The organism is Streptomyces sp. NPDC033174, from assembly GCF_055577795.1.
Map to the genome: position 1 here is coordinate 557023 of NZ_JBVIPQ010000004.1, position 26288 is coordinate 583310.

Here is a 26288-nt window from a genome sequence, read left to right on the forward strand (position 1 = left end):
CCCGGGCGGCGGGAAGAAGGGGCCATACCGTCTCACGGGCACGGCACCGGAAAGGTTCAGACGCGTGGCCGAAGGGGCCGCCGTCGCGCACACGGCCGCCCCTGGACCCACGGGAAGGATTCAGGCGCGCGCTCCTTCCAGGGACGTGGGATCGACCCGGTCGAAGACGTCGGCGAAGCGGTCGGCCTCATCCGTGTCCGCCAGCAGATACGCCTGGGCCTCGCCGACATGGAAGTACATCCCGTGCAGTTGCAGCGTGCCCTCGGCGAGCCGGCGGGCCACCGACTCGTGTGCCCGCAGATGCTCCAACTGCTGGACCACGTTGGTCAGACACAACTGCTCCACCGCGTCAGCCGGCAGCCGTCCGGAGATCCTGGCCCAGGCGTGCCGGCGGCTCGCCATCCGGTCCAGGCTGGGCAGTCCGTGGCGCAGCCAGCGCCGCAGCGGCGTCTGCGGCGCGTCCGGATTGCCGGTGAGCAGTGCCTGCATCGCTCCGCAGCCGGAGTGCCCACAGATGGTGATCGACTCGACCTGCAGGACGTCGACCGCGTACTCGATGGCGGCGGCGACCGAGTCGTCTCCGCTCTCCTCGCCGGGCAGGGGCACCAGATTGCCGACGTTCCGTACGGTGAACAGGTCGCCCGGGCCGCTGGAAGTGATCATGCTGGTGACCAGCCGGGAGTCGGCACAGGTGAGGAAGAGCTGCGAGGGCCGCTGTCCTTCCCGGGCGAGCCGGGCCAGCTCGTCGCGAACCAGTGGCGCCGTGTTGCGCTGGAACGAGCTGAGGCCGCCCGCCAGTTGGTGGCCGGTCCGGCGTCGGCGCCGGACGGGGGGTTCGGCCGATTGCCCGACGGAGGTCTCGGCGGATGCCCCGGCGGATCCCGCGGGTGTCCCGGCGGTGGCCTCCACGGAGTGCTCGACCGGGTGATCACCGGAGTGCTCGGCAGGGTGCTCGGTGGGGTGGTCGCCGCAGTGATGATTGCGCCAGGGCGTCCAGGGCCGGCAGCAGCTGTGCGCGCTGGACGCCGGCTCCGAAATCTGCCCGCCGGACCGTCCTGTCACCTCCACCCGGCCGCCCCGCATGACCTGGGACGTCTGCCAGTCCTGCAGGGCTTCGTAGGCTGCGTGGTCCATGAACGATCCGTCCAACTCGACGACCACATGGGCGCCCAGGGGGATCTGGTGCAGCGCCCGGCTCAGCCGGGGCACGGCCAGGAAGGTCAACTGGCCCCGGACCCGCACGACATGAGTGCCGTCCCGCTCCTCCCGGGTGATCCGCGTCCTGGTCAGCCGGTGCAGCGCGACGGCGGTGGCGGCGGCGATCCCGAGCGCGACGCCCTCCAGGATCCCGGCGCACACGACCCCGGCCAGCGTCACCGCGTACACCAGAACCTCGCGGTGACGGGTGACGCTGCGGATGTGGGTGATGCTGACCATCTGGATTCCGACGACCATCACCAGTGCGGCGAGCGCGGCCAGCGGGATCAGATCGAGGACCGGTACGAGGAAGAGGGCGGCCAGCACGATCCACAGACCGTGCAGCATCGTGGAGTGACGGCTCACGGCCCCCGCCGACACATTGGCCACACTGCGCACCGCGACACCTGCGACGGGCAGCCCGCCGAGCGCACCGGACACGATGTTGGCGGCGCCCTGCCCGGCCAGCTCCTGGTCGAGCTCGGACCGGGGCACCGCCTTTCCGGGATTCTTGCGCCCGGCCGTCAGCTTGTCGACGGCGACGGCCGACAGGAGTGACTGGACGCTCGTGACGAGCGTGATGGTGAGGACAGCGGCGGCGATCCCGAGGGCGGGGCCCTCGGGAAGGCCGGGCAGGGCGTGGTTGCTCCATGAGGGCAGGTCGACATGGGGCAGCCGGAGCCCGGCGACGGCGGCGACCACGGTCGCCGCGGCCACCGAGGCCAGCGCCGCGGGCGCCTTCCGCACCACCCGGCCGATCCGCCCCGGAATCCTCGGCCACAGCAGCAGGACGGCGATCGTCAGCAGGCTCACGGAGAGCGCGACCGGATGCGGGTCGGCCAACTGGGCGGGCAGGCCGCGGACGTTCTCGACGGCCGAGCTCTGTGCGGTGCCGCCGAGGACGATATGGAGCTGGGCGAGAGCGATGGTGACGCCGATGCCGGCGACCATGCCGTGCACGATCGCGGGGGACACGGCGAGGGCGGAGCGGGCCACGCGCAGGGACGCGAGCACGAGTTGGGCGACTCCGGCGAGGACGGTGATCGCGCAGGTGGTGCGCCACCCGTACTTCTGGATGAGGTCGGCGGTGACCACGGTGAGTCCGGCGGCGGGCCCGCTGACCTGGAGCGGGGAGCCGCCGAGCCGGCCGGCAACGAGTCCGCCGACCGCGGCGGCCACCAGGCCCGCCTGGAGGGGCGCTCCGGTGGCGAGCGCGATGCCGAGGGAGAGCGGCAGCGCGATGAGGAAGACGGAGATGGAGGCGGAGACATCGGCGCCGGCGATACGGAACCGGCGGCCGCCGGCGGGCGGCCCGTGCGGTCGCTGGAAGCGGGAGCGGGGAGTGGTGGGGGCGGTGTGGGCTGGGCGGTCGGTGCGGGTGGGGACGCAGGCTGACATGGTTCCCGTCTCCTCCGGGGCAGCGCGGTCGCGGAACGTGCGTGACGAACATGGGGTCGCGGCCGTGGGTCACGGCGTGCAGTGGCGGGATCTGGAGCCCGTGCGCTTGCTCGACGGCTCGCTCAGAGGCTTGCTCGGGAGCTCGCTCAGAGGCTCGGCTCTCTCAACACTCGGTAAATGGATCGTAATGCAGGGTAAAGACTCGGGCATGATTTTCCGGGCAAATAGGGCAATAGTTCACCCGTTTCGGTGATTACCTCTCTTCTCGCCGCTTGTCGGGACCTCTACCTCCGCCGCCTGATGCGACGTTGGCGCCGCTCGTACTGTCCGTTTATCGGGTTAACAGAGGAGAGGTGGGCGGATGCCAGCCGCCACGAAGAGGATCGCCGCGGGTGCCATCGCCGTGGCCCTGTTTGCCGGACTCGCCGGATGCTCCGACTCCGACGACTCCACCGCCCCGACGAAGGGCGCGGCCGGCGCCAAGAAGGGCGCCGCCGCCCCGAAGAAGAAGGCGGTGCGCCTCATCGGCGACGGCTCCACTGCCTTCACCGGCCTCCAGCCCCACCAGCCGGTGGCCAAGAAGCTGAAGCCCGGTGAGCGTCCTCCCCAGTTCGTGGTCTTCTCCTGGGACGGCGCCGGTGAGGACAGCCAGAAGCTCTTCTCCCACTTCCGCAAGGTGGGGAAGAAGTACAACGCGACGATGACGTACTTCCTGAGCGGCGTGTATCTGCTGCCCGAGGAGAAGGCGAAGCTGTACCTCCCGCCGCAGCACGCCCCCGGAAGCTCCGAGATCGGGTTCGGCGACACCGAGGGCATCCGCGCCACCGTGCGTGAGCTGCGCGGCGCCTGGCAGGACGGCAACGAGATCGGCACGCACTTCAACGGCCACTTCTGCGGGAAGGAGGCCGGTGTCGGCAACTGGTCGGTCGAGGACTGGAAGAGCGAGATCAGTCAGGCCAAGTCGTTCGTGAAGAACTGGAAGACGAACGCCGGCCTCCCCGCCGAGCAGCCGCTGCCCTTCGACTACGACAAGGAACTCGTCGGCGCCCGCACGCCCTGCCTCGAGGGCCGCAAGAACTTCGTGCGGGCGGCCAGCCAGCTCGGCTTCCGCTACGACACCAGTGGCGTGAACGACCAGATCTGGCCCAAGAAGGACGAGGGCCTGTGGGACCTGTCCCTGCAGCTCGTCCCGGTCCCCGGCCGCGCCTTCGAAACCCTCTCCATGGACTACAACTTCATGGTGAACCAGTCGGGCGCGACGACCCAGGGCGACTCCTCGCAGCACGGGCACTGGGGCAACCAGATGCGCGACGGCCTGGTGCAGGCCTTCCAGCGCTCGTACAACGGCAACCGCGCGCCGCTGATCATCGGCAACCACTTCGAGTCCTGGAACGGCGGCACGTACATGCGCGCCATCGAGCAGACGATCGCGACGGTCTGCGTGCAGAAGGAAGTGCGGTGTGTGTCCTTCCGTCAGCTCGCCGACTGGCTGGACGCCCAGGACCCGGCGGTCATCGCCAAGCTCCGCACCCTGAAGGTCGGCCAGGCGCCCGCGGGTGGCTGGCCGACCTTCCTGGCCCAGCGGCCGAACACTCCGTCCACGCCGCGGTCTCCGGGGGCTTCCGCGTCCCCCGCGGCCTCCGAGTCTCCGGAAACCCCGAAGTCCCCCGCGGCCTCTGAGTCTCCTGCGGCCCCGGAGTCTCCCCCGGTCCCGCAGGCTCCGGCGGGTCCGCCGGCTCTCGCGGAGGACGAGGGGGTCACACCGGCTGAGGAGAGCTGAGCCCTTCACTCAGGACGAAGGCGGGGTCGACCTGGGCGGCCAGGTCGGCGCCCGTCTTCGCGTTCCCCCAGCTCTCCGCGTTCTTCAGGTGGAAGTGCACCATCTGGCGTGTGTAGCGCTCCCAGTCGCGGTGCTGGTACGAGTCCTCCGCCGCGTTCTGAAGCGCCTGCAGCGCCATCCGGTTGTCCGCCTCCAGGAGCTCGAACCGCTGGGGGCGGCCCTTCTCCATCGCGCGCACCCAGTCCGAATGGCCCACGGTCACGAGCAGGTCGTCGCCGACTTCCTGGCACAGGAAGTCCAGGTCGTCCGGACTCTGGACCTTGTTGCCGACGACCTTGAGCGAGACGCCGAAGTCCCGTGCGTACTCCTTGTACTGGCGGTAGACGGAGACGCCCTTGCGGGTGGGCTCGGCCACCAGGAAGGTCATGTCGAAGCGGGTGAACAGGCCCGAGGCGAACGAGTCCGAGCCTGCCGTCATGTCGACGACGACGTACTCGTCCTCACCGTCGACCAGATGGTTCAGGCACAGTTCCACCGCGCCGACCTTCGAGTGGTAGCAGGCCACCCCGAGGTCGGACTCGGTGAAGGGCCCGGTGGCCATCAGCCTGATGACGCCGTCGTCCAGCCGCACGTGCCGGGCGCACGCGTCGTAGACGGGGTTGTCCTCCACGACCCGCAGGAGGCGCGAGCCCTCCCCGGGCGGCGTCGTCTTGATCATCGTCTCGGTGGAGGCGATCCGCGGATTCGTGCCCCGCAGGTACTCCTTGATCAAGGACAGGTGCGCGCCCATCGCCGGCAACGCGGCGGCCTCCGCCTCGTCGAGGCCGAGCGCGGCCCCCAGATGCTGGTTGATGTCGGCGTCCACGGCGACGACATGGGCTTCATTGGCGGCAAGGTGACGGATGAAGAGCGAGGACAGCGTGGTCTTCCCGCTGCCGCCCTTCCCCACGAAAGCGATCTTCATGTTCACCTAGAGTAGTGGGTCTATCGCACAGTGTTGTCAAGCTGCGTGAAGAAGACCACTCCAAGGTGGGGTGTGGGCCGAGGGCGCGTAGCCTCGCTACTTATGAGTACGCACGCCTCTGACCCCCTGGCCGCCCTTGGCTCCCTGCCGGGTGTCGCCGATTCGGTGGACTCCGTACGCAAGGCCGTCGACCGGGTGTACGGGCACCGCGTGATGCGGCGCCGCAGCAACGAGATCACGGCGGAGGCGGCCCTGCGCGGGGCGCGGGGCTCGGCGGCGCTGTCCGGCGCCGACTGGGCGCTGGAGGAGGTCCGCAGGCGCACCGATTTCAGCGGCGATCCGGAGGCGCGGACCGTCGGTGCGGCGCTGCGGCTGAGCGCCGAGGCGGGGCAGCTGCTGTCCATCTGGCGGCAGTCGCCGCTGCGAGTGCTGGCCAGGCTGCACCTGGTTGCCGCGGGTGACACGGCAGGGACGACGGGCCGGCCCAGGCTGGTGGGCGAGAAGGTCGACGAGCCGCTGATCGAGGCCCCTCTGCCGGACGCGGACGAGGTCGCCGGCCGGCTCGAGGGCCTCTCAGGACTGATCATCGCGGGCGGGTCCGCCCCGGCGCTGGTGACGGCGGCCGTGCTGCACGGCGAGCTGCTGGCTCTGCGGCCCTTCACCTCGTACAACGGGCTCGTCGCGCGGGCCGCCGAGCGCATCGTGCTGATCGGCAGCGGGCTCGACCCCAAGGCGATCTGCCCGGCGGAGGTGGGGCACGCGGAGCAGGGGCGCGCGGCGTACGTCGCGGCCTTCGAGGGGTACCGGTCCGGAACGCCCGAGGGAATGGCGCAGTGGATCGCGCACTGCGGGCGCGCGGTGGAGCTGGGTGTCAGGGAGTCGACGGCGGTGTGCGAGGCGCTTCAGCGCGGAGCCGCCTGACCGGGAAAAGCCCCTGAACACAGGGTTGCGGCGGTACCAGGATCTGGTACCGCCGCTGGCATATCCGCCGAGTTACCATGCGTCCTCGATATGTGCCCATCAAGCGGGGACTTTGCCCGACGCCTGGTGCGGCTGGCCCGTAATCGACGGGTCGACGTCGCGTGGGTGCTCAGCTTCCATGCTCGGTCCGTGGGGCCTTCATGCTCAACAGGTGATCCTCTCGGATGCCTTGGTCTCGCGGGCCGTTGATTCCTTTCTACTCCTGTCGGGGTGGAAGCGGAAGCCCTGACCAGGCTTCTTTACTTTTAGGCTCAAATTCGGGCAAAGCGATCGGCAAGTGCCGCGTGCCTCCGTCGGCTGGCGTACCAGACGAGACCGGCGGTGGGGGGGGGGGGGGGGGGGGGGGGGGGGGGGGGGGGGGGCGGAGGGGGGGGGGGGGGGGGGGGGGGGGGGGGGGGGGGGGGGGGGGGGGGGGGGGTTGGGGGGGGGGGGGGGGGGGGGGGGGGGTTTTCCCCCCCCCCCCCCCCCCCCCCCCCCCCGCGACGAGGGCGGGCCGGGGCGGCATACGGAACGAGGGGATCCGCTGCTTGAGCCGGACCGGCCGGCTGAAGACGAGAATCGGCCAATCCCGGGCGGTGGCCTCGCGGCGCAGCGCACGGTCCGGATTGACCGCGTAGGGGTGGCCCACCGATTCGAGCATGGGCACATCGGTGGCCGAGTCGCTGTACGCGTAACAGCGGGCCAGGTCGTACCCCTCGGACTCGGCCAGCTCGCGGATGGCCGCGGCCTTGGTGGGCCCATAGGCGTAGTACTCCACCTCCCCGGTGAAGCAGCCGTCGTCGCCGACCACCATGCGCGTGGCGACCACGCGGTCGGCGCCGAGCAGCTCGCCGATCGGCTCGACGACCTCGGCGCCGGAGGTGGAGACGATCACCACGTCCCGGCCGGCGGCGTGATGTTCCTCGATGAGGGACGCCGCCTCGTCGTAGATGATCGGGTCGATGAGATCGTGCAGGGTCTCGGCCACGAGGTCCTTGACCTGCTGCACGTTCCAGCCTTTGCAGAGCGCTGAGAGGTACTCGCGCATCCGCTCCATCTGGTCGTGGTCGGCACCGCCCACGAGGAAGACGAACTGGATGTAGGCCGTCCGCAGGACGGCACGGCGGTTGATCAGTCCGCCTTGGTAGAAGGACTTGCTGAAGGTCAGCGTCGAGGACTTCGCAATGACCGTCTTGTCCAGGTCAAAGAAGGCAGCTGTGCGCGGCAACGAGTGGTTTTCCACGAGCTCGAGCATAGGTGCCCGCCATTCGGCGTACGCTGGGGCGCGTGGGTTTGCCTGAGAAGGCTCTCGGGTACACCATGGAAGTCACGGATCGTTCGCGACCGTGCTAACCCGGTCCGGCTCCTCCCCCCCCGAGTCGGCCGGAAAGACGACCCCCGCTCTCCCCCCCGGCGGGGGTCGTCGCATGTCCGGACGCGTTTTCGTCCGTCGAATCGGCGCCCGAGCCGCTCCAGACGTTCGCATCGTTGTCACCTTCCGCTTGTCGAGTCTCGTCACCGAGCGTAGCGGTTGTGCTGCTCTCCGGAAGTCACCGGTAAGGGCGATGAAGTTATTCACAACTGGGGAGTTGTCCACAGCTTTTCAGCAAGATCCACACGATTTTCCGGATCGCCCCAGGGTGATTCCTGCCGCGAAGTTCGCGGGCAGCAGGAATCGCGATCTCACCGCACACACCCATTGCGGGGAGATCGCGCGGAGATCGTACGGAGAGGGGGCGCGGGATCGTGGCCGGATTCATCACTTCCGATCGGCCGCCGACCGCCGAAGGGCGGCGGGCCGGACCGCTGATCGTGACCGAGGACATGGCACTGCTCGACGATCTGCTGCGGCTGTGCGCCGCCGCGGGCGCCGAGCCCGAGGTGCATCACGGGGTGCCGGAGCACCGGTCCGACTGGGACGAGGCGCCGCTCGTCCTGGTGGGCGACGACGCGGCGGCGAGGTGCCGTGGAGCAACCCGCAGAAACGGCGTGCTACTGGTCGGCCGCGACCAGGACGACCCCGCCGTCTGGCGGCGGGCCGTGGAGATCGGCGCGGATTGTGTACTGCGGCTGCCGGACGCCGAGAGCTGGCTTGTGGACCGGATCGCCGACACCGTCGAAGGCGTGGGACGGCAGGCGCTGACGGTCGGGGTCATCGGCGGCAGGGGCGGGGCCGGTGCGTCGACGCTGGCCTGCGCTCTCGCCCTCGCGGCGGCGCGGGCGGGCACGCGCACCATGCTCATCGACGGGGATCCGCTCGGCGGGGGCCTGGACGTCCTGCTCGGCGGCGAACAGGCCGAGGGACGCCGCTGGCCGGATTTCGCCGCTTCGAAGGGGCGGGTGGCCGGTGGGGCGCTGGAGGAGTCGCTGCCGTCGGTGCGGGGGCTGCGGGTGCTCAGCTGGGACCGGGGCGACTCGGTGACCGTCGCGCCTGAGGCGATGAGGTCCGTCCTTGCCGCCGCACGGCGGCGAGGCGGCGCCGTGGTCGTGGACCTGCCCCGCCGGATCGACGAGGGCGTGGCCGAAGCGCTGGCGCAGCTGGACCTGGGCCTGCTGGTCGTGCCGGGCGAGCTGAGGGCGGTGGCGGCGGCGAACAGGGTCGCCTCGATGGCCGGCATGGTGCTGCGTGACCTCCGGGTGGTGGCACGCGGACCGTACGCGGCCGGTCTGGACGCCCAGTGGGTCGCGGAGGCGCTGCGGCTCCCCCTCGCCGGTGAACTGCCGCACGAGCCGGGCATGTTCGAGGCGCAGGGCGGCGGGGCGCCCCCGGGTGGCAGCGCACGGGGCGCGCTGGCCAGGTTCTGCGCGGCGTTCTGGGAGCGTGCGCTGGCCGCGGACGGTGTCTCATGACGGTGGCGCCGCCGGGCGGCGCGGGGCTGCTGGACGCCGTACGGCAGCGGCTCGCGCAGAGCGGGGCCGAACCGACACCCGCCAGGGTCGCCGCGGCTCTGAGGGAGCAGGGACGGCTGCTCGGGGACACGGAAGTGCTCGGCGCGGCCGAGGAGTTGCGGTGTGAGCTGGTCGGGACGGGGCCGCTGGAGCCGCTGCTCACCGACCCGTCGGTGACCGATGTGCTGGTGTCGGCGCCCGACCGGGTCTGGGTCGACCGAGGCGCGGGGCTCGAACTGACCGGTGTGTCCTTCTCGGACGGTTCGGCCGTCCGGCGCCTGGCCCAGCGTCTCGCGGCCGTGGCGGGGCGGCGGCTCGACGACGCCCGCCCCTGGGTGGACGCCCGGTTGCCGGACGGAACCCGGATGCACGCGGTGCTGCCGCCGGTGGCGGTCGGTTCGACGTGTCTGTCGCTGCGGGTGGTGCGGCCGAGGGCCTTCTCCCTGGACGAACTGATGGCGGCGGGCACGGTGCCGCCGGGCGGGGACCGGGTGCTGAGGGCGCTGATCGAGGCCAGGGTCTCGTACCTGATCAGCGGCGGCACCGGCTCGGGGAAGACGACGCTCCTGTCCACTCTCCTGGGTCTGGTGGGCGAGCGGGAGCGGATCGTGCTGGCCGAGGACTCGGCCGAGTTGAGGCCCGACCATCCGCATGTGGTGCGGCTGGAGGCCCGGCCGGCGAACCAGGAGGGTGCCGGCCGCGTGACCCTGCGGGACCTGGTCAGGCAGGCGCTGCGGATGCGGCCGGACCGCCTGGTGGTCGGAGAGGTGCGCGGGGCCGAGGTGACCGACCTGCTCGCGGCCCTCAACACGGGCCACGAAGGAGGCTGCGGCACGGTGCACGCCAATACGGCGGCGGACGTCCCGGCGCGGCTGGAGGCGCTGGGGACGGCGGCGGGCCTGGACCGGGCGGCGCTGCACAGCCAGGTGGGCGCCGGCCTCTCGGCCGTCCTGCACCTCGCCAGGGACCGGGCGGGCCGGCGGCGGATCGCCGAGGTGCATGTCCTGGAGCGCGATCCGAGGGGACTGGTGGTGGCGGTACCGGCACTGCGCTGGGGACCGGAGGGCTTCATGGAAGAACGGGGATGGGAGCGGCTGCGGTCGCAGATCGGGGGTGCGAGGTGGTGACGACGACGCAGTTGGCTTTCGCGATGGCGTTGTGTGGGAGCGCGGCGGTGTGGCTGCTGGTGGACCAGCGCAGGGGGACCCGGCGGGCACGGCTGGTGCTGGCCGGCATGGGCGGCGGCGCGGAGACGGGCGCGGGTGCGAGTGGGGGCGGTGGCCCGGGGGAGGGCGCGGGCGGGGACGAGGGTGCTGTGGGGGCGCCGGCGTCGTGGGCCTGGGAATGCTGGTGGCCCTGGTTGCGTGAGCGGCCGGAATGGCTCTGTCCGGTCGGGGGACTGCTGCTTGCGGTACTGGGCGACTCCGTCCTGCCACTGGTCGCCGGGGCGGCCGCGGTACCTCTGGTGGGTCGGCGGCTCCGGGCCCGGGATCGGGGGAGGGCCCGCCAGGCGCGGGTGGACGCGGTGATCGCCCTGTGCGGGACGGTCGCGGGCGAGCTGCGGGCCGGTTGCCAACCGGCGCAGGCGCTGATGTTCGGGGCCGGGTCCACGGGGGCGCTGGGCGGCGCCGAAGCCCAGGTTCTGGCGGCGGGCCGCTTCGGCGGAGACGTACCGAAGGCGCTGCGGAGGGCGGCGCGGGAGGAGGGGGCGGAAGGGCTGGCCGGGATGGCGGCCTGCTGGCAGGTGGCCGTGGACGGCGGGGCGGGTCTGGCGGCCGGGCTCGACCGGCTGGAAGCGGCACTGCGTGAACACCGCGACCAGCGGGAGCGGTTGCGGGCCCAGCTGGCGGGGGCCTGGGCCACGGTGGCGGTGCTGGCGGTGCTGCCGGCGGTCGGTCTCGCGCTCGGCGCCGCGCTCGGGGCGGACCCGCTCCGGGTGCTGCTGCACACACCCGCGGGACTGGCGTGCCTGGTTGTCGGCGGACTCCTGGAGGCCGGTGGGATCGCGTGGGCCGCCCGGATCGTGCGGGCCGGGGAGGAGCCGTGACCGGGGAGGTCGTCCACAGGCTGGGGGTAGTGCTCGCGGTGTTGGCCGGGGCGGCGTGGCTGATCGGTTCGATCACCCGGCGGAGAGAGGAGGTACGGGCTCGCAGGCGCATCGCGGCGCTGCTGCGGACCGCGGTGGAGGCAGAGGCGGAGAGGGCGCGGGAGCGGCGTCGGCGGCCCGAGTACGGGCGGTGGGCGAGGCGGTGGGGCGGGCCGCTCGGGGCGGTGCTCACGGGCTATGTCCTGATCGGTGGATTCGCCGGCTGTCTCGTGGGGCTCGTGGGGGCGTACGGGGTGTTCCGGAGGCAGCAACGACCCGGCCCGGTACGAGCCGACGGCGAGGTGACGCCGCAACTTGCCCTCGCGGCAGACCTGCTGGCGGCCTGCGCCTCGGCCGGGGCCGGGCCGCGCGAAGCGGTCGAGGCGGTCGGCTTGTCCCTGGGCGGGCCGGTGGGGGAGCGGCTGTCGAGGACGGCGGCCGAGCTGAGGCTGGGTGGTGAACCCGCCGAGGTGTGGCGGAGGTTCGGCGAGATACCGGGCGCCGAGGGGTTGGCCCGCTGTCTGGAGCGGGCGGGTTCCTCGGGGGCGCCTGCGGCCGAGCCGGTGGCGAGGCTCGCGGCAGGGCTCAGGGCGGCCCGCACGAGGGAGGCCGCGACCCGGGCGCAGCGCGCACAGGTGCTGATCACGGCGCCGGTGGGGCTGTGTTTCCTGCCCGCGTTTCTGGCGGTGGGGGTGGCGCCGGTGGTGATCGGTCTGGCGAGCGGACTGCTGCGGGGCTGACCGACGACGGAACTTCGCACAGCACACGAACAAGGCACATGACCAAGGGGGTTGAAATGTGGAAACAGCTGAAGAACCGCTTTCGGGGCGTACTGCGCCGGAGGCGGCAGGACGCGGGGATGAGCACGGCGGAGTACGCGATGGGAACGCTCGCCGCGTGTGCCTTCGCGGCCGTCCTGTACAAGATCGTCACCAGTGACACGGTGTCGGGCGGGCTGGAGTCGGTGATCGGGAAGGCGCTCAATGCGCAGTTCTGAGGCGTCCGGTGCCCGAGCCGACCGGGGTTCGGTGACCGCGGAGGCGGCCATGGTGATCCCCGCGATGGTCGTCTTCACGACGGCGCTCCTTTGGGGGCTGCTCGCGGCGGCCGCGTACATCCAGTGCGTGGACGCGGCGCGGGCCGGGGCGCGAGCGGCGGCTCGGTCGGAGCCGCCGGAGGCAGCCGTGGCGGCCGCCCGTTCGGCGGCTCCGGACGGCGCCGACATCTCGGTTCGCCGGTCGGGGGAGCTGTGGCGGGTCACGGTCGAGGCCCCGGCACCGGGTCCCGGCGGGATGGGGCTGACTCTGCGGACGCAGGCGGCCGCGCTCGCCGAGGACACGGTGGGCGCGGACCCTCAGGGGCTGGAGACGGGGCCGTGAGGGGAGGCGAGAGGGGCTCGGCGACGGTCTGGACCGCCGTGGCGGTGAGCGCGATGTGCGCGGTGTTCGCGGTGGAGCTGGCCCTGGGGCAGGCAGTCGCCGCACGGCATCGCGCGGGTGGGGCCGCCGACCTGGCGGCGCTCGCCGCCGCGGACCGGGCTCTGTGGGGCCAGGAGGCCGCCTGTGCGGCCGCTGAGCGGGTGGCCGGGGCCCAGGAGGCACAGGTGGTCAGCTGCGCGCTCAGGGGCGGTGTGGCCGATGTGACGGCCCGGGCGCGGTTCGGTGCCTACGCCCCCACGGTCAGGGCGCGGGCGGGGCCTCCGGGTCCTGTCCCGGGCCTGCCGGATCCGGGGCTTCCCGCAGGAGTTCCGTGAGGAGGCGGACGGCTCCGCGCTTGTGGAGCGGATCGTTGCCGTTGCCGCATTTGGGGGACTGGATGCAGGACGGGCAGCCCGCGTCGCACTCGCAGGAGGCGATGGCCTCGCGGGTGGCGGTGAGCCACTCGCGGGCGGTGTGGAAGGCCCGCTCGGCGAAGCCGGCGCCACCCGGATGGCCGTCGTAGACGAAGACGGTCGGCAGCAGGGTGTCCGGATGGAGCGGGACGGACACCCCGCCGATGTCCCAGCGGTCACAGGTGGCGAAGAGCGGCAGCATGCCGATGGAGGCGTGTTCGGCGGCGTGCAGGGCGCCTCCGAGCTGCTCGGGGTTGACCCGGGCGGCGTCCAGCTGGTCCTCGGTGACCGTCCACCACACCGCGCGCGTGCGAAGGGTCCGGGGAGGCAGGTCGAGTTTCGTCTCGCCGAGCACCTCCCCGGTGATGAGACGGCGGCGGAGGAAGGAGACGACCTGGTTGGTGACCTCGACGGAGCCGTAGCAGAGACGGCCGGCTCCCCAGGGGATCTCGGTGTCGGTGTCGAGGACGGAGATGGAGGTGGTGTCGCGGGCGGTGGTGGAGTACGGCGGGCTGGCCTCCTCGACGAGGGCCACCGAGTCCTTCAGATCGAGCTCCCTGACCAGATAGGTGCGGCCCTGGTGGAGGTGGACGGCGCCCTCGTGGACGGCGGCGTGGGACGCCGGTTCGTCGACCGTGCCGAGGAGGCGGCCGGTGCCGGCCTCGACGATCTGTACGGGCCGGCCGCCCTCGCCGCGGATGTCGGTGAGGTCGACGGCCCGCTCGCGGCGGGTCCAGTACCAGCCGGAGGCGCGCCGGCGCAGCAGCCCGGCCGCCTCCAGCTGGGGCAGCAGCTCGGGCACGGCGGGGCCGAACAGGGTCAGGTCGTCCTCGGTGAGCGGAAGCTCCGAGGCGGCCGCGCACAGATGGGGGGCGAGGACGTAGGGGTTGTCGGGGTCGAGGACGGTCGACTCGACCGGCTGGTCGAAGAGGGCCTCGGGGTGGTGGACGAGGAAGGTGTCCAGCGGATCGTCGCGGGCCACCAGGATCGCCAGGGCGCCCTGGCCGGAGCGTCCGGCGCGGCCGGCCTGCTGCCAGAGCGAGGCGCGTGTGCCGGGATATCCGGCGATGACGACGGCGTCCAGGCCGGAGACGTCGACACCCAGTTCCAGTGCGGTGGTCGCGGCCAGACCGAGGAGTTCCCCGGAGTGCAGGGCTCTTTCCAGGGCCCGGCGCTCCTCGGGGAGGTAGCCGCCCCGGTAGGCGGCGACACGCCCGGGCAGTGAGCGGTCCACTTGGGCCAACCGCTCCTGGGCGATCACCGAGATCAGCTCGGCGCCCCTGCGGGAGCGTACGAAGGCGACGGTGCGGACGCCCTGGACGGTCAGGTCGGTGAGAATGTCCGCCGTCTCCGCCGTGGCGGTACGCCGAACGGGGGCGCCCTGCTCGCCCTGGAGTTCGGTGAGCGGCGGCTCCCACAGGGCGAAGACGAGCTCACCGCGCGGTGAGGCGTCGTCGGCGACCTCGGACACCGGCAGGCCGGTGAGTCGGCCGGCGGCCAGGGCGGGCTGGGCGGAGGTGGCGGAGGCGAGGAGGAAGACGGGATCGGCGCCGTAGCGGGCGCAGACGCGCCGCAGGCGGCGCAGGACCTGGGCGACATGGGAGCCGAAGACGCCCCGGTAGGTGTGGCACTCGTCGATCACGACATAGCGCAGGGCGCGCAGGAAGGAGGCCCAACGCGGGTGGGCGGGCAGGATGCCGCGGTGGAGCATGTCGGGGTTGGTCAGCACGTAGTTCGCGTACTGCCGGACCCACTCGCGCTCCTCCACGGGCGTGTCGCCGTCGTAGACCGCGGGCCGGACACGGTTGCCGAGGGGGGCCGCCAGTTCTCGTACGGCGCGCCGCTGGTCGGCGGCCAGGGCCTTGGTGGGGGCGAGATACAGCGCGGTGGCGCCGCGCCCGTTCGCGGCCTCGGAGCCGTCCAGCAGGGCGGTGAGCACGGGGGCCAGATAGGCCAGCGACTTGCCGGACGCGGTGCCGGTGGCGATCACCACGGACTCGCCGTCCAGGGCGTGCTCGGCGGCCTCTGCCTGGTGGGCCCAGGGGTGGTCGATGCCCGCATCTTGAATGGCACTGATCACTTCGGGCCGGATTCGATCAGGCCAGAGGGCATGACGACCCGGTCTCGGGGGCAAGTGCTCCGTATGGGTGATGCGCGCAGCCCGACTCTCCCCCGCGGTGAGCCGGTCGAGGACCGTACGGGGAGTAGGGCGGGTGTCCCCGCTCTCGGGTCGTCGGCTGGGACGGTGATTCTTGGCCATCGGCACCGAGTCTGTCACTGGCGTGACGGACAATGCTCCCAAGGCGTCGTGCATGGCTGTTGGTAAGTGATTGAATGCCATCGCGGCTGGCGATACGTCCCCTGGCCTCCGTCGGGGAGACCCGAGGGGCGACCGCCCGATAGCAAGGTGCTGGAGGATCCGTGGACCTGTCCCTGTCGACTCGCAACGTGTCTGGACCGAGTGGCGACCGTACGGTCGTCGAGGTCGGTGGCGAGATTGATGTGTATACCGCGCCCAAGCTGCGCGAGCAGTTGGTCGAGTTGGTGAACGACGGCAGCTACCACCTGGTCGTCGACATGGAGGGCGTGGACTTCCTCGACTCGACCGGCCTCGGCGTGCTCGTGGGCGGTCTGAAGCGCGTGCGCGCGCACGAAGGCTCGCTGCGCCTGGTCTGCAACCAGGAGCGCATTCTCAAGATCTTCCGGATCACGGGCCTGACCAAGGTGTTCCCCATTCACACCACGGTCGAAGAGGCCGTCAACGCCACCGACTGAAGTCGCCCCGCGACTTCATGAGGAACGACAGGGGTACCGGGCGGCCAGCCCGGTCCCCTGCGAAGCACGCCCTTATGTCCGAGGGGGACCGCATGGCCACCGTTGAACTCCGCTTCAGCGCCCAACCCGAGCACGTCAGGACCGCCCGTCTGGTGGCGGCCGCGGTGGCGCGCCGGGCCGGGGTCGACGAAGCCGTCCTCGACGAGGTCAGACTCGCCGTGGGCGAGGCGTGTTCTCGCGCTGTCGGACTGCACCGCAGCAACGGCGTGACCGCGCCGGTCCGCGTGGTGCTGACCGAGGAGGAGAAGACCTTCTCCATCGAGGTCGGCGACGAGGTGCCGGGAGCTGGGGTGGCGGCGGCCGACGCGGCCGGTGTCCCCGGCTCGCGCAGTGGCGCCCCCGCCGAGGACTTCGACGACGCCGAGGGCGAGGACCAGATGGGTCTCGCGGTCATCAGCGGGCTCGTCGACGACGTCGAGGTGTCCGCCGGCGAGCGCGGCGGCGTGATCCGGATGAGCTGGCCGACAACATCAGCCATTGTTGTGCCCTAGTTTCACTCGCGCCCCTGGCGCCAGGGTCCCCGGCATGTCGCGCCGGGAGTTCCGGCGGCAGTGTGTCCCGAGAGGCCCTGCTGAGCAGGGCCTTTTTTCATTTATCTAGATCATTGATCAAGTGTCAATGCATCTGGCCCATTACTCATTTCGGGGCCACTTTCGGAACCCGATCATTTGCTGAGTAGCACTCGAAGGTCAATTCCGTTTGCGGCGCCCTGTTTTGATCAGGTTCCGCTACCTACAATCCGTCCACATCTTGAGCTCTGAGCGTCAAGGAGGACGAATGGCGGGGCTCTTCAACCCTGAACTGACCGACCACCCCACTTCTCTCGCAGCCGCGGTACTCACCGACGAGAACCGGACGATCGTGATCGTCATCGCGGCCGTCGCCCTGGCGGCGTTGATCGTCGCCCAATTGCTGACACGCCAGGTACTGGCTGCCGGTGAGGGCACCGATTCCATGAAGGAGATCGCGGCAGCCGTACAGGAAGGCGCGAATGCCTATCTGGCAAGGCAGTTGCGCACCCTCGGCATCTTCGCCGTCGTGGTCTTCTTCCTGTTGATGCTGCTTCCGGCCGACGACTGGTCGCAGCGTGCCGGACGTTCGGTGTTCTTCCTGGTGGGTGCGCTTTTCTCGGCGGCCACCGGATACATCGGCATGCGGCTTGCCGTACGAGCAAATGTGCGCGTGGCAGCTGCCGCGCGTGAAGCGACACCCGCGGAGGGCGAGCCGGAAAAGGATCTGACGGCCGTCAAGCACAAGGCCATGAAGATCGCTTTCCGTACGGGCGGTGTGGTCGGCATGTTCACGGTGGGCCTCGGCCTGCTGGGTGCCGCCTGTGTGGTCCTCGTCTACGCGGCCGACGCCCCCAAGGTGCTGGAGGGCTTCGGCCTCGGCGCCGCGCTGATCGCGATGTTCATGCGTGTCGGCGGCGGCATCTTCACCAAGGCCGCCGACGTCGGCGCCGACCTCGTCGGCAAGGTCGAGCAGGGCATCCCCGAGGACGACCCGCGCAACGCCGCCACCATCGCGGACAACGTCGGCGACAACGTCGGTGACTGTGCCGGCATGGCCGCCGACCTCTTCGAGTCGTACGCGGTGACCCTCGTCGCCGCGCTCATCCTCGGCAAGGCCGCCTTCGGCGACCTCGGACTGGCCTTCCCGCTGATCGTCCCGGCGATCGGTGTGATCACCGCGATGATCGGCATCTTCGCGGTCTCCCCGCGTCGCGCGGACCGCAGCGGCATGACCGCCATCAACCGCGGTTTCTTCATCTCCGCGGTGATCTCGCTCGCGCTGGTGGCCGCGGCGGTCTACATCTACCTGCCGGCCACCTACGCCGAGCTCAAGGGCGTCACCGAGGCCGGGATCCTCGGCCACTCCGGCGACCCGCGCATCCTGGCTCTGGTGGCCGTCGCCATCGGCATCGTGCTGGCCGCACTCATCCAGCAGCTCACCGGGTACTTCACCGAGACCAGCCGGCGCCCCGTGCGGGACATCGGCAAGTCCTCGCTGACCGGCCCCGCCACGGTGGTGCTCGCGGGCATCTCCATCGGCCTGGAGTCCGCGGTCTACACCGCGCTGCTCATCGGTCTCGCCGTCTACGGCGCGTTCCTGCTCGGCGGCACGTCGATCATGCTCGCGCTGTTCGCCGTGGCCCTCGCCGGCACCGGCCTGCTCACCACCGTCGGTGTGATCGTCGCCATGGACACCTTCGGCCCGGTCTCCGACAACGCGCAGGGCATCGCCGAGATGTCCGGTGACGTGCAGGGCGCGGGTGCCCAGGTCCTCACCGACCTCGACGCCGTCGGCAATACCACCAAGGCGATCACCAAGGGCATCGCCATCGCCACGGCCGTACTGGCCGCGGCGGCGCTCTTCGGCTCGTACCGCGACGCCATCTCCACCGCGGTCTCGGAAGTCGGCGCCAAGGCGAGCGAGATGAACCTGACCATGGACATCTCGCAGCCCAACAACCTGGTCGGGCTGATCCTCGGCGCGGCGGTCGTGTTCCTCTTCTCGGGGCTCGCGATCAACGCCGTGTCGCGTTCCGCCGGCGCGGTGGTCTACGAGGTGAGGCGCCAGTTCCGCGAGCACCCCGGGATCATGGACTACACCGAGAAGCCCGAGTACGGGCGCGTCGTCGACATCTGCACCAAGGACGCGCTGCGCGAACTCGCCACGCCCGGGCTGCTCGCCGTGATGGCGCCGATCGCGGTCGGCTTCACCTTCGGGGTCGGGGCGCTCGGATCGTTCCTCGCGGGCGCCATCGGCGCGGGCACCCTGATGGCCGTCTTCCTGGCCAACTCGGGCGGCGCCTGGGACAACGCCAAGAAGCTGGTCGAGGACGGGCACCACGGCGGCAAGGGCAGCGAGGCCCATGCGGCGACCGTCATCGGCGACACGGTCGGCGACCCGTTCAAGGACACCGCGGGCCCTGCCATCAACCCGCTGCTGAAGGTCATGAACCTGGTGGCACTGCTGATCGCCCCGGCGGTCGTGCAGTTCAGCTACGGGGACGACGCCAGCGCCGGTGTACGGGCGGCGGTCGCGACGCTCGCGATCATCGTCATCGTCGGTGCGGTGTACGTCTCCAAGCGCCGTTCCGTCGCCGTGGGTGACGAAGGCAACGCGGCTGAGCGTACGGCCACGTCACAAGACCCGGCGGTGGTTTCGTAACACCTGGTCAAAGAGCGGGCGGGCAACGCGTACTGACGCGTCGTCCGCCCGCTGTCGTTGGTGCGTGAGGCGTGTCTCCCTTGGTGCAAATGGCTGCAATAGGGCATGGACCGGTCGCACGAAAGGTGGATGTCGCCCAGTTGGCGTGTATGTTCCGGGGCCGAGAGCCTTGGAAGGGACCGATCCGGTGAACAAGAAGCTTGCGGCCGCGCTGTCCGGCGGCGCGGTACTGGTGCTGGCGCTGTCCGGTTGCAGCGACGACGACGGCGACAACAAGGTGGATGCCTGGGCCAAGACGGTCTGCGACCAGGCGAAGCCCCAGATTCAGAAGCGGGCCAACGCCCAGCAGATCATCATCTCGACGGCGGCCGACGGCAAGCCCGCCGACATCCAGGCGGCCGACTCCAAGGCCTTCCAGGACATCGCCGACGCGGACCGGGCGCTCGCCAAGGCCGTCCAGGGCGCGGGCGCGCCGCCCGTCGACAACGGCGAGAAGCTTCAGCAGGACGCCGTCAAGGAGCTCAACGCCACGGCAGTGGCGTACGAGGGCCTGAAGAAGCAGGTCGACGCGCTCGACCCGAACAACCAGGAGAAGTTCGCCGACGGGCTCCAGGGTGTCGCCGAGGGTCTGAAGAAGATCGAGAAGATGGACCAGGACGCGCTGTCCAAGCTCCAGTCCGGGGAGCTGGGTTCGGCGATGGCGAAGCAGCCCGGCTGCCAGAAGGCGAAGCCGTCGGTGGCGCCGACCGCCAAGCCGTCCGTGTCGACGTCGGCGAAGCCGGGCGCCACGGCCTCGAAGCCGGCCGCGTCCGCCTCCGTGAAGCCCTCCGCCTCGGCCTCCGCTTCGGCGTCGAAGCCCGCCGCCTCCGATTCGGCCTCCGCTTCTGCTTCCGCCTCGGCGGCGTCCGAGTAGACCGGCCGCAGAGTCACGAGCGGACGGCGCGGCCCGGCATCCCGGCAACGGGGGCCGGGCCGTGCGGCGTTTGTCAGTGGTGACGGTCACAATGGGCGGGTGAGTACGACCAGCCTTACCGCCAGCCTCCCGGTCCCCGACCGCGCCGCCCGCCTCCGCGACGCCCTGCTCGCCGCCGACTTCACCGCCGACGGTCTGCTCGACCTCCTCGGCGCGCCCGCCTATGCCGCGCTCGCCCGCAGCGAGACCGTGCCCGCCCTGCGCGCCACCCGCGGGGACACGCCGGTGGAGACGCTCGTGCGGCTCTTCCTCCTCCAGCGGCCGGTCTCCGCCGCGGCGGCCGGCGCCGCGCTCCCCCTGGAGGAGTGCCTGGCCGACGGCTGGGCCGTCAGGGACAAGGACTCCTTCGAAGGCGAGGGGATCCGCGCCACCGTGGACGTCCGTCCGTACAGCGGGCCCGAGGGGCGGGACTGGTTCATCGTCTCCGACCTCGGCTGCGCGGTCGGCGGCGCCGGAGGCATCGGCAACAAGGACGAGGGCGTCGTGCTCGGCGTCGGCGGGGCGTCCACCACGCTCGCCGGCATCACCGTCCGCACCCCGGTGGCCTCCGCCCTGGACCTCGGCACCGGCTCGGGCATCCAGGCGCTGCACGCCGCGCAGCACGCCACGCGGGTCACCGCCACCGATCTGAACCCACGGGCGCTCGACTTCACCCGGCTCACCCTCGCCCTCTCCGGCGCGGCGCAGGCCGACCTGCGCGCCGGCTCGCTCTTCGAGCCGGTGGCGGACGAGACGTACGACCTGATCGTCTCCAATCCGCCGTTCGTCATTTCTCCCGGAGCGCGGCTCACCTACCGCGACGGTGGGATGGCCGGGGACGATCTGTGCCGTTCGCTCGTCCAGCAGGCCGGCGACCGGCTGAACGACGGCGGGTTCGCGCACTTCCTCGCCAACTGGGAGCACTCGAACGGCGAGGAGTGGCAGGAGCGGCTCCGATCCTGGGTGCCGGGTGGCTGCGACGCCTGGATCGTGCAGCGTGAGGTCCAGGACGTGACGCAGTACGCCGAGCTGTGGCTGCGGGACAGCGGTGACCACCGCGCCGAACCGAGGGAGTATGCGGAGCGGTACGGCGCGTGGCTGGACGAGTTCGAGGCGCGCGGTACCAAGGCGGTCGGCTTCGGCTGGATCACCCTGCGCAAGTCGGGCGCCGACCGGCCGTCGATCGTGATCGAGGAGTGGCCCCACCCGGTCGAACAGCCGCTGGGCGAGACCGTCCGCTCCCACTTCGCGCGCCAGGACTATCTGCGGACCCACGACGACGCGGCGCTCCTCGCCGACCACTTCCGCCTCGCACCTGAGGTGGTCCAGGAGCAGGTCGGGCTGCCCGGGGCCGAGGACCCCGAGCATGTGGTGCTCCGCCAGAACCGCGGAATGCGCCGCGCGACGAAGGTCGACACCATTGGCGCGGGCTTCGCGGGCGTGTGCGACGGGACGCTGAGCGCCGGGCGGATCCTGGACGCCATCGGCCAGTTGATGGGCGAGGATCCGGTCCTGCTGCGCGACCGCACACCGCAGGCGATCCGGGTGCTCGTGGAGGAGGGCTTCCTCGAACCGGTGGGGGCGGACGCGGACCCGAGAGGCCGCGCGTAGTACCGCTGCGGGCGCCGGTCACGGAGGGACGGCACGAGGTCTCCGACCTTCTGCCACCGGGCCCGTGGGCACCGCGTCGATGCACGAGGAACTGGATCCGCTGCGCGCCACCGACCCGGAATTCGTACGGGAACCGGCGGCCGCCCGCCACCCGGGATCGGCCGAAGAGCCTTCCCGCGGGCCCTGCCTGACGGACCCGCCGGCCGCGTATGTCTGCCCCGTCGCCGCCCGCGACCTGCGGCGGACCCTCGCCGATCCCGCCGGGAACGGTACGACGGTCCTGCTGACCCCGCACCGCACGGCCGAGGCCGACGAGCTGTGTGACCGCGTCGTGATCGTCGCCGATGGCGGGATCCGGGCGCTGGGCACGCCCGGCACCCTCACGCCCCGGGTCCAGGAACGGGACGTCCTGGAGACGGAGGCCTACGGCACGGGCGAGCAGCACCTCGCGAGCATTCGCGAACTGCCCGGCGTGCCCGAGGCCTCGCCCGAGGCCGGCGCCGCGCGACTCTCGACGTAGGTGACGCTCAGCGCGCAGTGGGTAGGCGGGACGCGTGCGACATGACGTACTGCGGCGGAATGTGACGTACTCGGAGCTGGGAGGCGACCTGGTCCGGCGGAACGTGACGTACCCGGTGGCGCGACGGGCGCCCGGGCCGTCCGCTACCGGCCATATTCGGCCCGCTCGGGGAACCCTGGCATCTGCCGGCCGGCCGGGGCCGGGCGGGCGCCCGGGAGGAGTGCCCACGTCGTTCACCGGGAATTCGCGTCCAGGACGCCGGGAGGTGCCAGCCTCTCGCTCCGGGCCGTGGGGCCCGATGTCGGCCCGGGATCGACGACCGGAATCGACGACGGGATCGACGGATCGACGCCCGGATCGCGGCCGGAACCACGGACGCCCACCGATCACGAGGGAACGGGGCATGGACATGGAGAGCGGACCTGCCATCTTCGCCGGGACGGCGTTCGCGCTGTTCGGAGCGGGGCTGCTGCTCTGGACAGGAGCGCGCGCCCTGCACCGTGCGCCCATAGCCTACGGAGTGAGCCCCGCCGCGGCCGCGGCCCTCACGACCACCTTCGGCGCGGCCTTCCTCGTCCTCGGGGTGTGGTGCTTCGGGCGCGTCTGACCGCGGGCCCCTCCGGGCTGCGTGAGCTGCGCCGCAATGCCGGGGTGGGAGTCCGGGCGGCAGGAATGGCAGGACTCGGGTTACCGTTCGAGTGGCCGTTGCGGTCTTTTGCCGTTTGACACGGGGGCGGGTTGTACCGTCACACTCCGCAGCGACAGCAGCGTAAGCAGCGTCATCGCAGCGCGCGCAGTCCTCATTACTGCGCCTACTGCACGCACTGCGCCCCCTGCGCCGTATGTGCCACTGAGCGTCGACCGGAGAGAAGAGCGAAGTTGTCCCCGACCAGCGAGACCGCACACGGCGGCCGCCGACTCGTCATCGTCGAGTCGCCTGCCAAGGCGAAGACGATCAAGGGTTACCTCGGCCCCGGCTATGTCGTCGAGGCGAGCGTCGGGCACATCCGCGACCTGCCGAACGGCGCCGCCGAGGTGCCCGAGAAGTACACCGGCGAGGTGCGCCGCCTCGGCGTCGACGTCGAGCATGACTTCCAGCCGATCTATGTCGTCAACGCCGACAAGAAGGCCCAGGTCAGGAAGCTCAAGGAGCTGCTCGCCGAATCCGACGAGCTCTTCCTCGCCACCGATGAGGACCGCGAGGGCGAGGCCATCGCGTGGCACCTCCAGGAGGTCCTGAAGCCCAAGGTCCCCGTCCACCGGATGGTCTTCCACGAGATCACCAAGGACGCGATCCGCGACGCCGTCGCCAACCCGCGCGAGCTGAACCAGCGCATGGTCGACGCCCAGGAGACCCGCCGCATCCTCGACCGCCTCTACGGCTACGAGGTCTCGCCGGTCCTCTGGAAGAAGGTCATGCCGCGGCTGTCCGCCGGCCGTGTGCAGTCCGTCGCCACCCGTCTCGTCGTCGAGCGGGAGCGCGAGCGCATCGCCTTCCGTTCCGCCGAGTACTGGGACCTGACGGGCACGTTCTCCACCGGCCGCACCGGTGACGCCTCCGACCCCTCGACGCTGACCGCCCGGCTGGCCGCGGTCGACGGCCGGCGTGTCGCGCAGGGCCGTGACTTCGGCTCGGACGGCCGGCTGAAGTCGGACCAGGTGCTCCACCTCGACGAGGCGAACGCCCGCAGTCTGGCCGCCGCCCTGGCCGAGACCTCGTTCTCGGTCCGCTCGGTCGAGTCCAAGCCGTACCGCCGCTCGCCGTACGCGCCGTTCCGCACGACCACCCTCCAGCAGGAGGCGAGCCGGAAGCTCGGATTCGGCGCGAAGGCGACCATGCAGGTCGCCCAGAAGCTGTACGAGAACGGCTTCATCACCTATATGCGAACGGACTCCACGACCCTCTCGGACACCGCGGTCTCCGCGGCCCGGGCGCAGGTCACGCAGCTGTACGGTGCCGACTACCTGCCGGAGAAGCCGCGCACGTACGCCGGAAAGGTCAAGAACGCCCAAGAGGCGCACGAGGCGATCCGTCCGTCGGGTGATCGTTTCCGCACGCCGGCCGAGACCGGTCTGAGCGGTGACCAGTTCCGTCTCTACGAGCTGATCTGGAAGCGGACCGTCGCCTCCCAGATGAAGGACGCGACCGGTAACTCCGTCACCGTGAAGATCGGTGGCCGGGCGGCCGACGGCCGGGACGCCGAGTTCACCGCGTCCGGCAAGACGATCACCTTCCACGGCTTCATGAAGGCGTACGTCGAGGGCGCCGACGACCCGAACGCCGAGCTGGACGACCGCGAGCGTCGGCTGCCGCAGGTCGCCGAGGGCGACGCCCTCTCCGCCCAGGAGATCACCGCCGACGGCCACGCGACCAAGCCGCCGGCCCGCTACACCGAGGCCTCGCTGGTCAAGGAGCTGGAAGAGCGCGAGATCGGCCGCCCGTCGACGTACGCGTCGATCATCGGCACGATCCTGGACCGCGGATACGTCTTCAAGAAGGGCACGGCCCTGGTGCCGTCGTTCCTGTCCTTCGCCGTGGTCAACCTGCTGGAGAAGCACTTCGGCCGGCTCGTCGACTACGACTTCACGGCCAGGATGGAGGACGACCTCGACCGCATCGCGCGGGGCGAGGCGCAGTCCGTGCCGTGGCTGAAGCGTTTCTACTTCGGTGAGGGCGAGAGCTCCGGCGCGGGCGCCGCCGCCGATGCCGGAAACGGCGACGGCGACCACCTCGGTGGCCTCAAGGAGCTGGTGACGGACCTCGGCGCGATCGACGCGCGCGAGATCTCGTCCTTCCCCGTCGGCGAGGGCATCATGCTCCGAGTCGGCCGTTACGGCCCCTACATCGAGCGCGGTGAGAAGGAGCAGGAAGGCCACCAGCGCGCCGATGTTCCCGACGACCTGGCACCGGACGAGCTGACCGTCGAGTACGCCGAGGAACTGCTGGCCAAGCCGAGCGGTGACTTCGAGCTGGGTACCGACCCGGCCACCGGCCACCAGATCATCGCCAAGGACGGGCGGTACGGCCCGTACGTGACCGAGGTGCTGCCCGAGGGCACGCCGAAGACCGGCAAGAACGCGGTGAAGCCGCGGACGGCCTCGCTCTTCAAGTCGATGTCGGTCGACACGGTCACCCTCGACGAGGCGCTGAAGCTGATGTCGCTGCCGCGCGTGGTGGGCACCGACGCCGAGGGCGTCGAGATCACCGCGCAGAACGGCCGCTACGGCCCGTACCTGAAGAAGGGCACGGACTCCCGGTCGCTGACCGACGAGGAGCAGCTCTTCACGATCACGCTGGAAGAGGCGCTGGCGATCTACGCCCAGCCGAAGCAGCGTGGCCGTGCCGCGGCCAAGCCGCCGCTGAAGGAACTGGGCACCGACCCGGTCAGCGAGCGTCCCGTGGTGGTGAAGGACGGCCGGTTCGGGCCGTACGTCACCGACGGCGAGACGAACGCGACGCTGAGGACGGGCGACAGCGTCGAGGAGATCACGCCGGAGCGGGGCTACGAGCTGCTCGCCGAGAAGCGGGCGAAGAGCCCGGCCAAGAAGACGGCGAAGAAGGCGGCCGCGAAGAAGGCCCCCGCGAAGAAGACGGCGGCCAAGACGGCGACGGCGAAGAAGACCGCGGCCAAGAAGACGACCACGGCGAAGAAGACCGCTGCCAAGACGAGCGCCGCGAAGAAGACGGCCGCCAAGAAGACGGCCTCGGCCTCGACCGGTACGGCGGACGAGTAGGGGAACGGGAACGACGGCAGGGGGCGGGTGGGTCGCTTTCGTGGCGATCACCCGACACTTGTCGGGCGGCTCGGGCGCTACCCGGTGAGGTGGCTGTCGAGCGGCTCGGTTGCCGTCCGGTGAGGCCACCCGGTGAGGCACCTCTGCCGAGCCGCTCGGGCGCCGCTCGGTGGTGCACTCGTCGTGGCGAGCACGTGCCACGGGGTGGGAGATCACGCGGCCATAACCCGCCACCCGCCGAGCCGTCGGTCGCGGCTCGGTGATGCACCCGCCGAGCCGTCGGTCGCCGCTCGGCGATGGACGCGTCGTGGCGATCAGCCGCCACTCGGGGAGGCGATCACGCGGGCGTTTGTTCG

General features: G+C 71.3%; 20 protein-coding genes and 1 pseudogene. 17 read left to right on the top strand and 4 right to left on the bottom strand.

The window, feature by feature from the left end; all coding sequences use genetic code 11:
* Positions 1-120: 120 nt before the first annotated feature.
* A complete protein-coding gene (locus tag ACZ5VC_RS16230; RefSeq protein WP_469120670.1) occupies positions 121-2595 on the bottom strand; it encodes a bifunctional SulP family inorganic anion transporter/carbonic anhydrase in 2475 nt (824 codons plus the stop codon).
* 361 nt (positions 2596-2956) lie between these two features.
* Between ACZ5VC_RS16230 and ACZ5VC_RS16235 the strand changes: the two genes are divergently transcribed.
* Positions 2957-4375, top strand: coding sequence for a polysaccharide deacetylase family protein (locus ACZ5VC_RS16235; protein ID WP_469120671.1), 1419 nt, complete (start codon positions 2957-2959; stop codon positions 4373-4375).
* On the opposite strand, the gene ACZ5VC_RS16240 is transcribed toward ACZ5VC_RS16235, so the two are convergent.
* The gene (locus ACZ5VC_RS16240) at positions 4353-5339 is read right to left on the bottom strand and encodes an ATP-binding protein (RefSeq protein ID WP_469120672.1); all 987 of its coding nucleotides are present in this window, start codon (positions 5337-5339) and stop codon (positions 4353-4355) included. The two genes, ACZ5VC_RS16235 and ACZ5VC_RS16240, sit on opposite strands and share 23 nt — an antisense overlap.
* Before the next feature lie 102 nt (positions 5340-5441).
* On the opposite strand from ACZ5VC_RS16240, the gene ACZ5VC_RS16245 reads away from it, so the two are divergent.
* A complete protein-coding gene (locus ACZ5VC_RS16245) occupies positions 5442-6260 on the top strand; it encodes a Fic family protein (protein WP_469120673.1) in 819 nt (272 codons plus the stop codon).
* Between the two features lie 523 nt (positions 6261-6783).
* On the opposite strand, the pseudogene ACZ5VC_RS16250 reads toward ACZ5VC_RS16245, so the two are convergent.
* Positions 6784-7554, bottom strand: a pseudogene (locus ACZ5VC_RS16250) (HAD family hydrolase); the annotation flags it as partial.
* Positions 7555-8045: 491 nt separating this feature from the next.
* On the opposite strand from ACZ5VC_RS16250, the gene ssd reads away from it, so the two are divergent.
* Genes ssd through ACZ5VC_RS16285 form a run of 7 tightly spaced genes read left to right on the top strand, consistent with a single transcriptional unit; the run spans position 8046 to position 13027 of the window.
* Complete coding sequence (gene ssd, locus ACZ5VC_RS16255; protein ID WP_469120674.1) at positions 8046-9149, top strand: septum site-determining protein Ssd; 1104 nt, start codon at positions 8046-8048, stop codon at positions 9147-9149.
* Complete coding sequence (locus ACZ5VC_RS16260; RefSeq protein ID WP_469120675.1) at positions 9146-10315, top strand: TadA family conjugal transfer-associated ATPase; 1170 nt, start codon at positions 9146-9148, stop codon at positions 10313-10315. Before ssd ends, ACZ5VC_RS16260 begins: the two co-directional genes overlap by 4 nt.
* A gap of 23 nt (positions 10316-10338) precedes the next feature.
* Positions 10339-11235, top strand: coding sequence for a type II secretion system F family protein (locus ACZ5VC_RS16265; protein WP_469120819.1), 897 nt, complete (start codon positions 10339-10341; stop codon positions 11233-11235).
* A complete protein-coding gene (locus tag ACZ5VC_RS16270) occupies positions 11232-12014 on the top strand; it encodes a type II secretion system F family protein (protein ID WP_469120676.1) in 783 nt (260 codons plus the stop codon). Before ACZ5VC_RS16265 ends, ACZ5VC_RS16270 begins: the two co-directional genes overlap by 4 nt.
* Positions 12015-12070: 56 nt before the next feature.
* On the top strand, positions 12071-12271 hold the full coding sequence (locus ACZ5VC_RS16275; RefSeq protein ID WP_469120677.1) for a DUF4244 domain-containing protein: 201 nt from the start codon (positions 12071-12073) through the stop codon (positions 12269-12271).
* On the top strand, positions 12258-12653 hold the full coding sequence (locus ACZ5VC_RS16280; protein ID WP_469120678.1) for a TadE family type IV pilus minor pilin: 396 nt from the start codon (positions 12258-12260) through the stop codon (positions 12651-12653). Before ACZ5VC_RS16275 ends, ACZ5VC_RS16280 begins: the two co-directional genes overlap by 14 nt.
* A complete protein-coding gene (locus ACZ5VC_RS16285) occupies positions 12650-13027 on the top strand; it encodes an Rv3654c family TadE-like protein (RefSeq protein ID WP_469120679.1) in 378 nt (125 codons plus the stop codon). The genes ACZ5VC_RS16280 and ACZ5VC_RS16285 overlap by 4 nt, the downstream gene beginning before the upstream one ends.
* Here the strand turns inward: ACZ5VC_RS16285 and ACZ5VC_RS16290 are convergent.
* Positions 12954-15446 (bottom strand): DEAD/DEAH box helicase, encoded by a 2493-nt coding sequence (locus ACZ5VC_RS16290; protein ID WP_469120680.1) that lies wholly within the window; start codon positions 15444-15446, stop codon positions 12954-12956. The genes ACZ5VC_RS16285 and ACZ5VC_RS16290 overlap by 74 nt on opposite strands.
* An 80-nt stretch (positions 15447-15526) precedes the next feature.
* On the opposite strand from ACZ5VC_RS16290, the gene ACZ5VC_RS16295 reads away from it, so the two are divergent.
* From ACZ5VC_RS16295 to topA, 8 genes are all read left to right on the top strand, one after another.
* Positions 15527-15880, top strand: a complete 354-nt coding sequence (locus tag ACZ5VC_RS16295) for an STAS domain-containing protein (protein WP_147979000.1) — start codon at positions 15527-15529, stop codon at positions 15878-15880.
* A gap of 92 nt (positions 15881-15972) precedes the next feature.
* Positions 15973-16431, top strand: a complete 459-nt coding sequence (locus ACZ5VC_RS16300) for an ATP-binding protein (RefSeq protein WP_469120681.1) — start codon at positions 15973-15975, stop codon at positions 16429-16431.
* A gap of 286 nt (positions 16432-16717) precedes the next feature.
* The gene (locus ACZ5VC_RS16305) at positions 16718-19114 is read left to right on the top strand and encodes a sodium-translocating pyrophosphatase (protein ID WP_469120682.1); all 2397 of its coding nucleotides are present in this window, start codon (positions 16718-16720) and stop codon (positions 19112-19114) included.
* A 187-nt stretch (positions 19115-19301) separates the two neighbouring features.
* Complete coding sequence (locus tag ACZ5VC_RS16310; protein WP_469120683.1) at positions 19302-20027, top strand: small secreted protein; 726 nt, start codon at positions 19302-19304, stop codon at positions 20025-20027.
* Positions 20028-20126: 99 nt separating this feature from the next.
* The gene (locus tag ACZ5VC_RS16315; protein ID WP_469120684.1) at positions 20127-21677 is read left to right on the top strand and encodes a DUF7059 domain-containing protein; all 1551 of its coding nucleotides are present in this window, start codon (positions 20127-20129) and stop codon (positions 21675-21677) included.
* A 64-nt stretch (positions 21678-21741) separates the two neighbouring features.
* Positions 21742-22197 (top strand): hypothetical protein, encoded by a 456-nt coding sequence (locus ACZ5VC_RS16320; protein ID WP_469120685.1) that lies wholly within the window; start codon positions 21742-21744, stop codon positions 22195-22197.
* A 409-nt stretch (positions 22198-22606) separates the two neighbouring features.
* A complete protein-coding gene (locus ACZ5VC_RS16325) occupies positions 22607-22804 on the top strand; it encodes a hypothetical protein (RefSeq protein WP_469120820.1) in 198 nt (65 codons plus the stop codon).
* A gap of 272 nt (positions 22805-23076) precedes the next feature.
* Positions 23077-25932 carry a type I DNA topoisomerase gene (topA, locus tag ACZ5VC_RS16330; protein WP_469120686.1) on the top strand — a complete coding sequence of 952 codons (2856 nt, stop codon included), beginning with the start codon at positions 23077-23079 and terminating at the stop codon, positions 25930-25932.
* Positions 25933-26288: the final 356 nt, after the last annotated feature.

What these genes read in the sequence shown, in the direction of transcription:
- ACZ5VC_RS16230 (WP_469120670.1), bottom strand. Translation starts at nt 2,595, where the DNA reads ATGTCAGCCTGCGTCCCCACCCGCACCGACCGCCCAGCCCACACCGCC.
- ACZ5VC_RS16235 (WP_469120671.1), top strand. Translation starts at nt 2,957, where the DNA reads ATGCCAGCCGCCACGAAGAGGATCGCCGCGGGTGCCATCGCCGTGGCC.
- ACZ5VC_RS16240 (WP_469120672.1), bottom strand. Translation starts at nt 5,339, where the DNA reads ATGAAGATCGCTTTCGTGGGGAAGGGCGGCAGCGGGAAGACCACGCTG.
- ACZ5VC_RS16245 (WP_469120673.1), top strand. Translation starts at nt 5,442, where the DNA reads ATGAGTACGCACGCCTCTGACCCCCTGGCCGCCCTTGGCTCCCTGCCG.
- ACZ5VC_RS16260 (WP_469120675.1), top strand. Translation starts at nt 9,146, where the DNA reads ATGACGGTGGCGCCGCCGGGCGGCGCGGGGCTGCTGGACGCCGTACGG.
- ACZ5VC_RS16265 (WP_469120819.1), top strand. Translation starts at nt 10,339, where the DNA reads ATGGCGTTGTGTGGGAGCGCGGCGGTGTGGCTGCTGGTGGACCAGCGC.
- ACZ5VC_RS16275 (WP_469120677.1), top strand. Translation starts at nt 12,071, where the DNA reads ATGTGGAAACAGCTGAAGAACCGCTTTCGGGGCGTACTGCGCCGGAGG.
- ACZ5VC_RS16280 (WP_469120678.1), top strand. Translation starts at nt 12,258, where the DNA reads ATGCGCAGTTCTGAGGCGTCCGGTGCCCGAGCCGACCGGGGTTCGGTG.
- ACZ5VC_RS16290 (WP_469120680.1), bottom strand. Translation starts at nt 15,446, where the DNA reads ATGGCATTCAATCACTTACCAACAGCCATGCACGACGCCTTGGGAGCA.
- ACZ5VC_RS16300 (WP_469120681.1), top strand. Translation starts at nt 15,973, where the DNA reads ATGGCCACCGTTGAACTCCGCTTCAGCGCCCAACCCGAGCACGTCAGG.
- ACZ5VC_RS16305 (WP_469120682.1), top strand. Translation starts at nt 16,718, where the DNA reads ATGGCGGGGCTCTTCAACCCTGAACTGACCGACCACCCCACTTCTCTC.
- ACZ5VC_RS16325 (WP_469120820.1), top strand. Translation starts at nt 22,607, where the DNA reads ATGGAGAGCGGACCTGCCATCTTCGCCGGGACGGCGTTCGCGCTGTTC.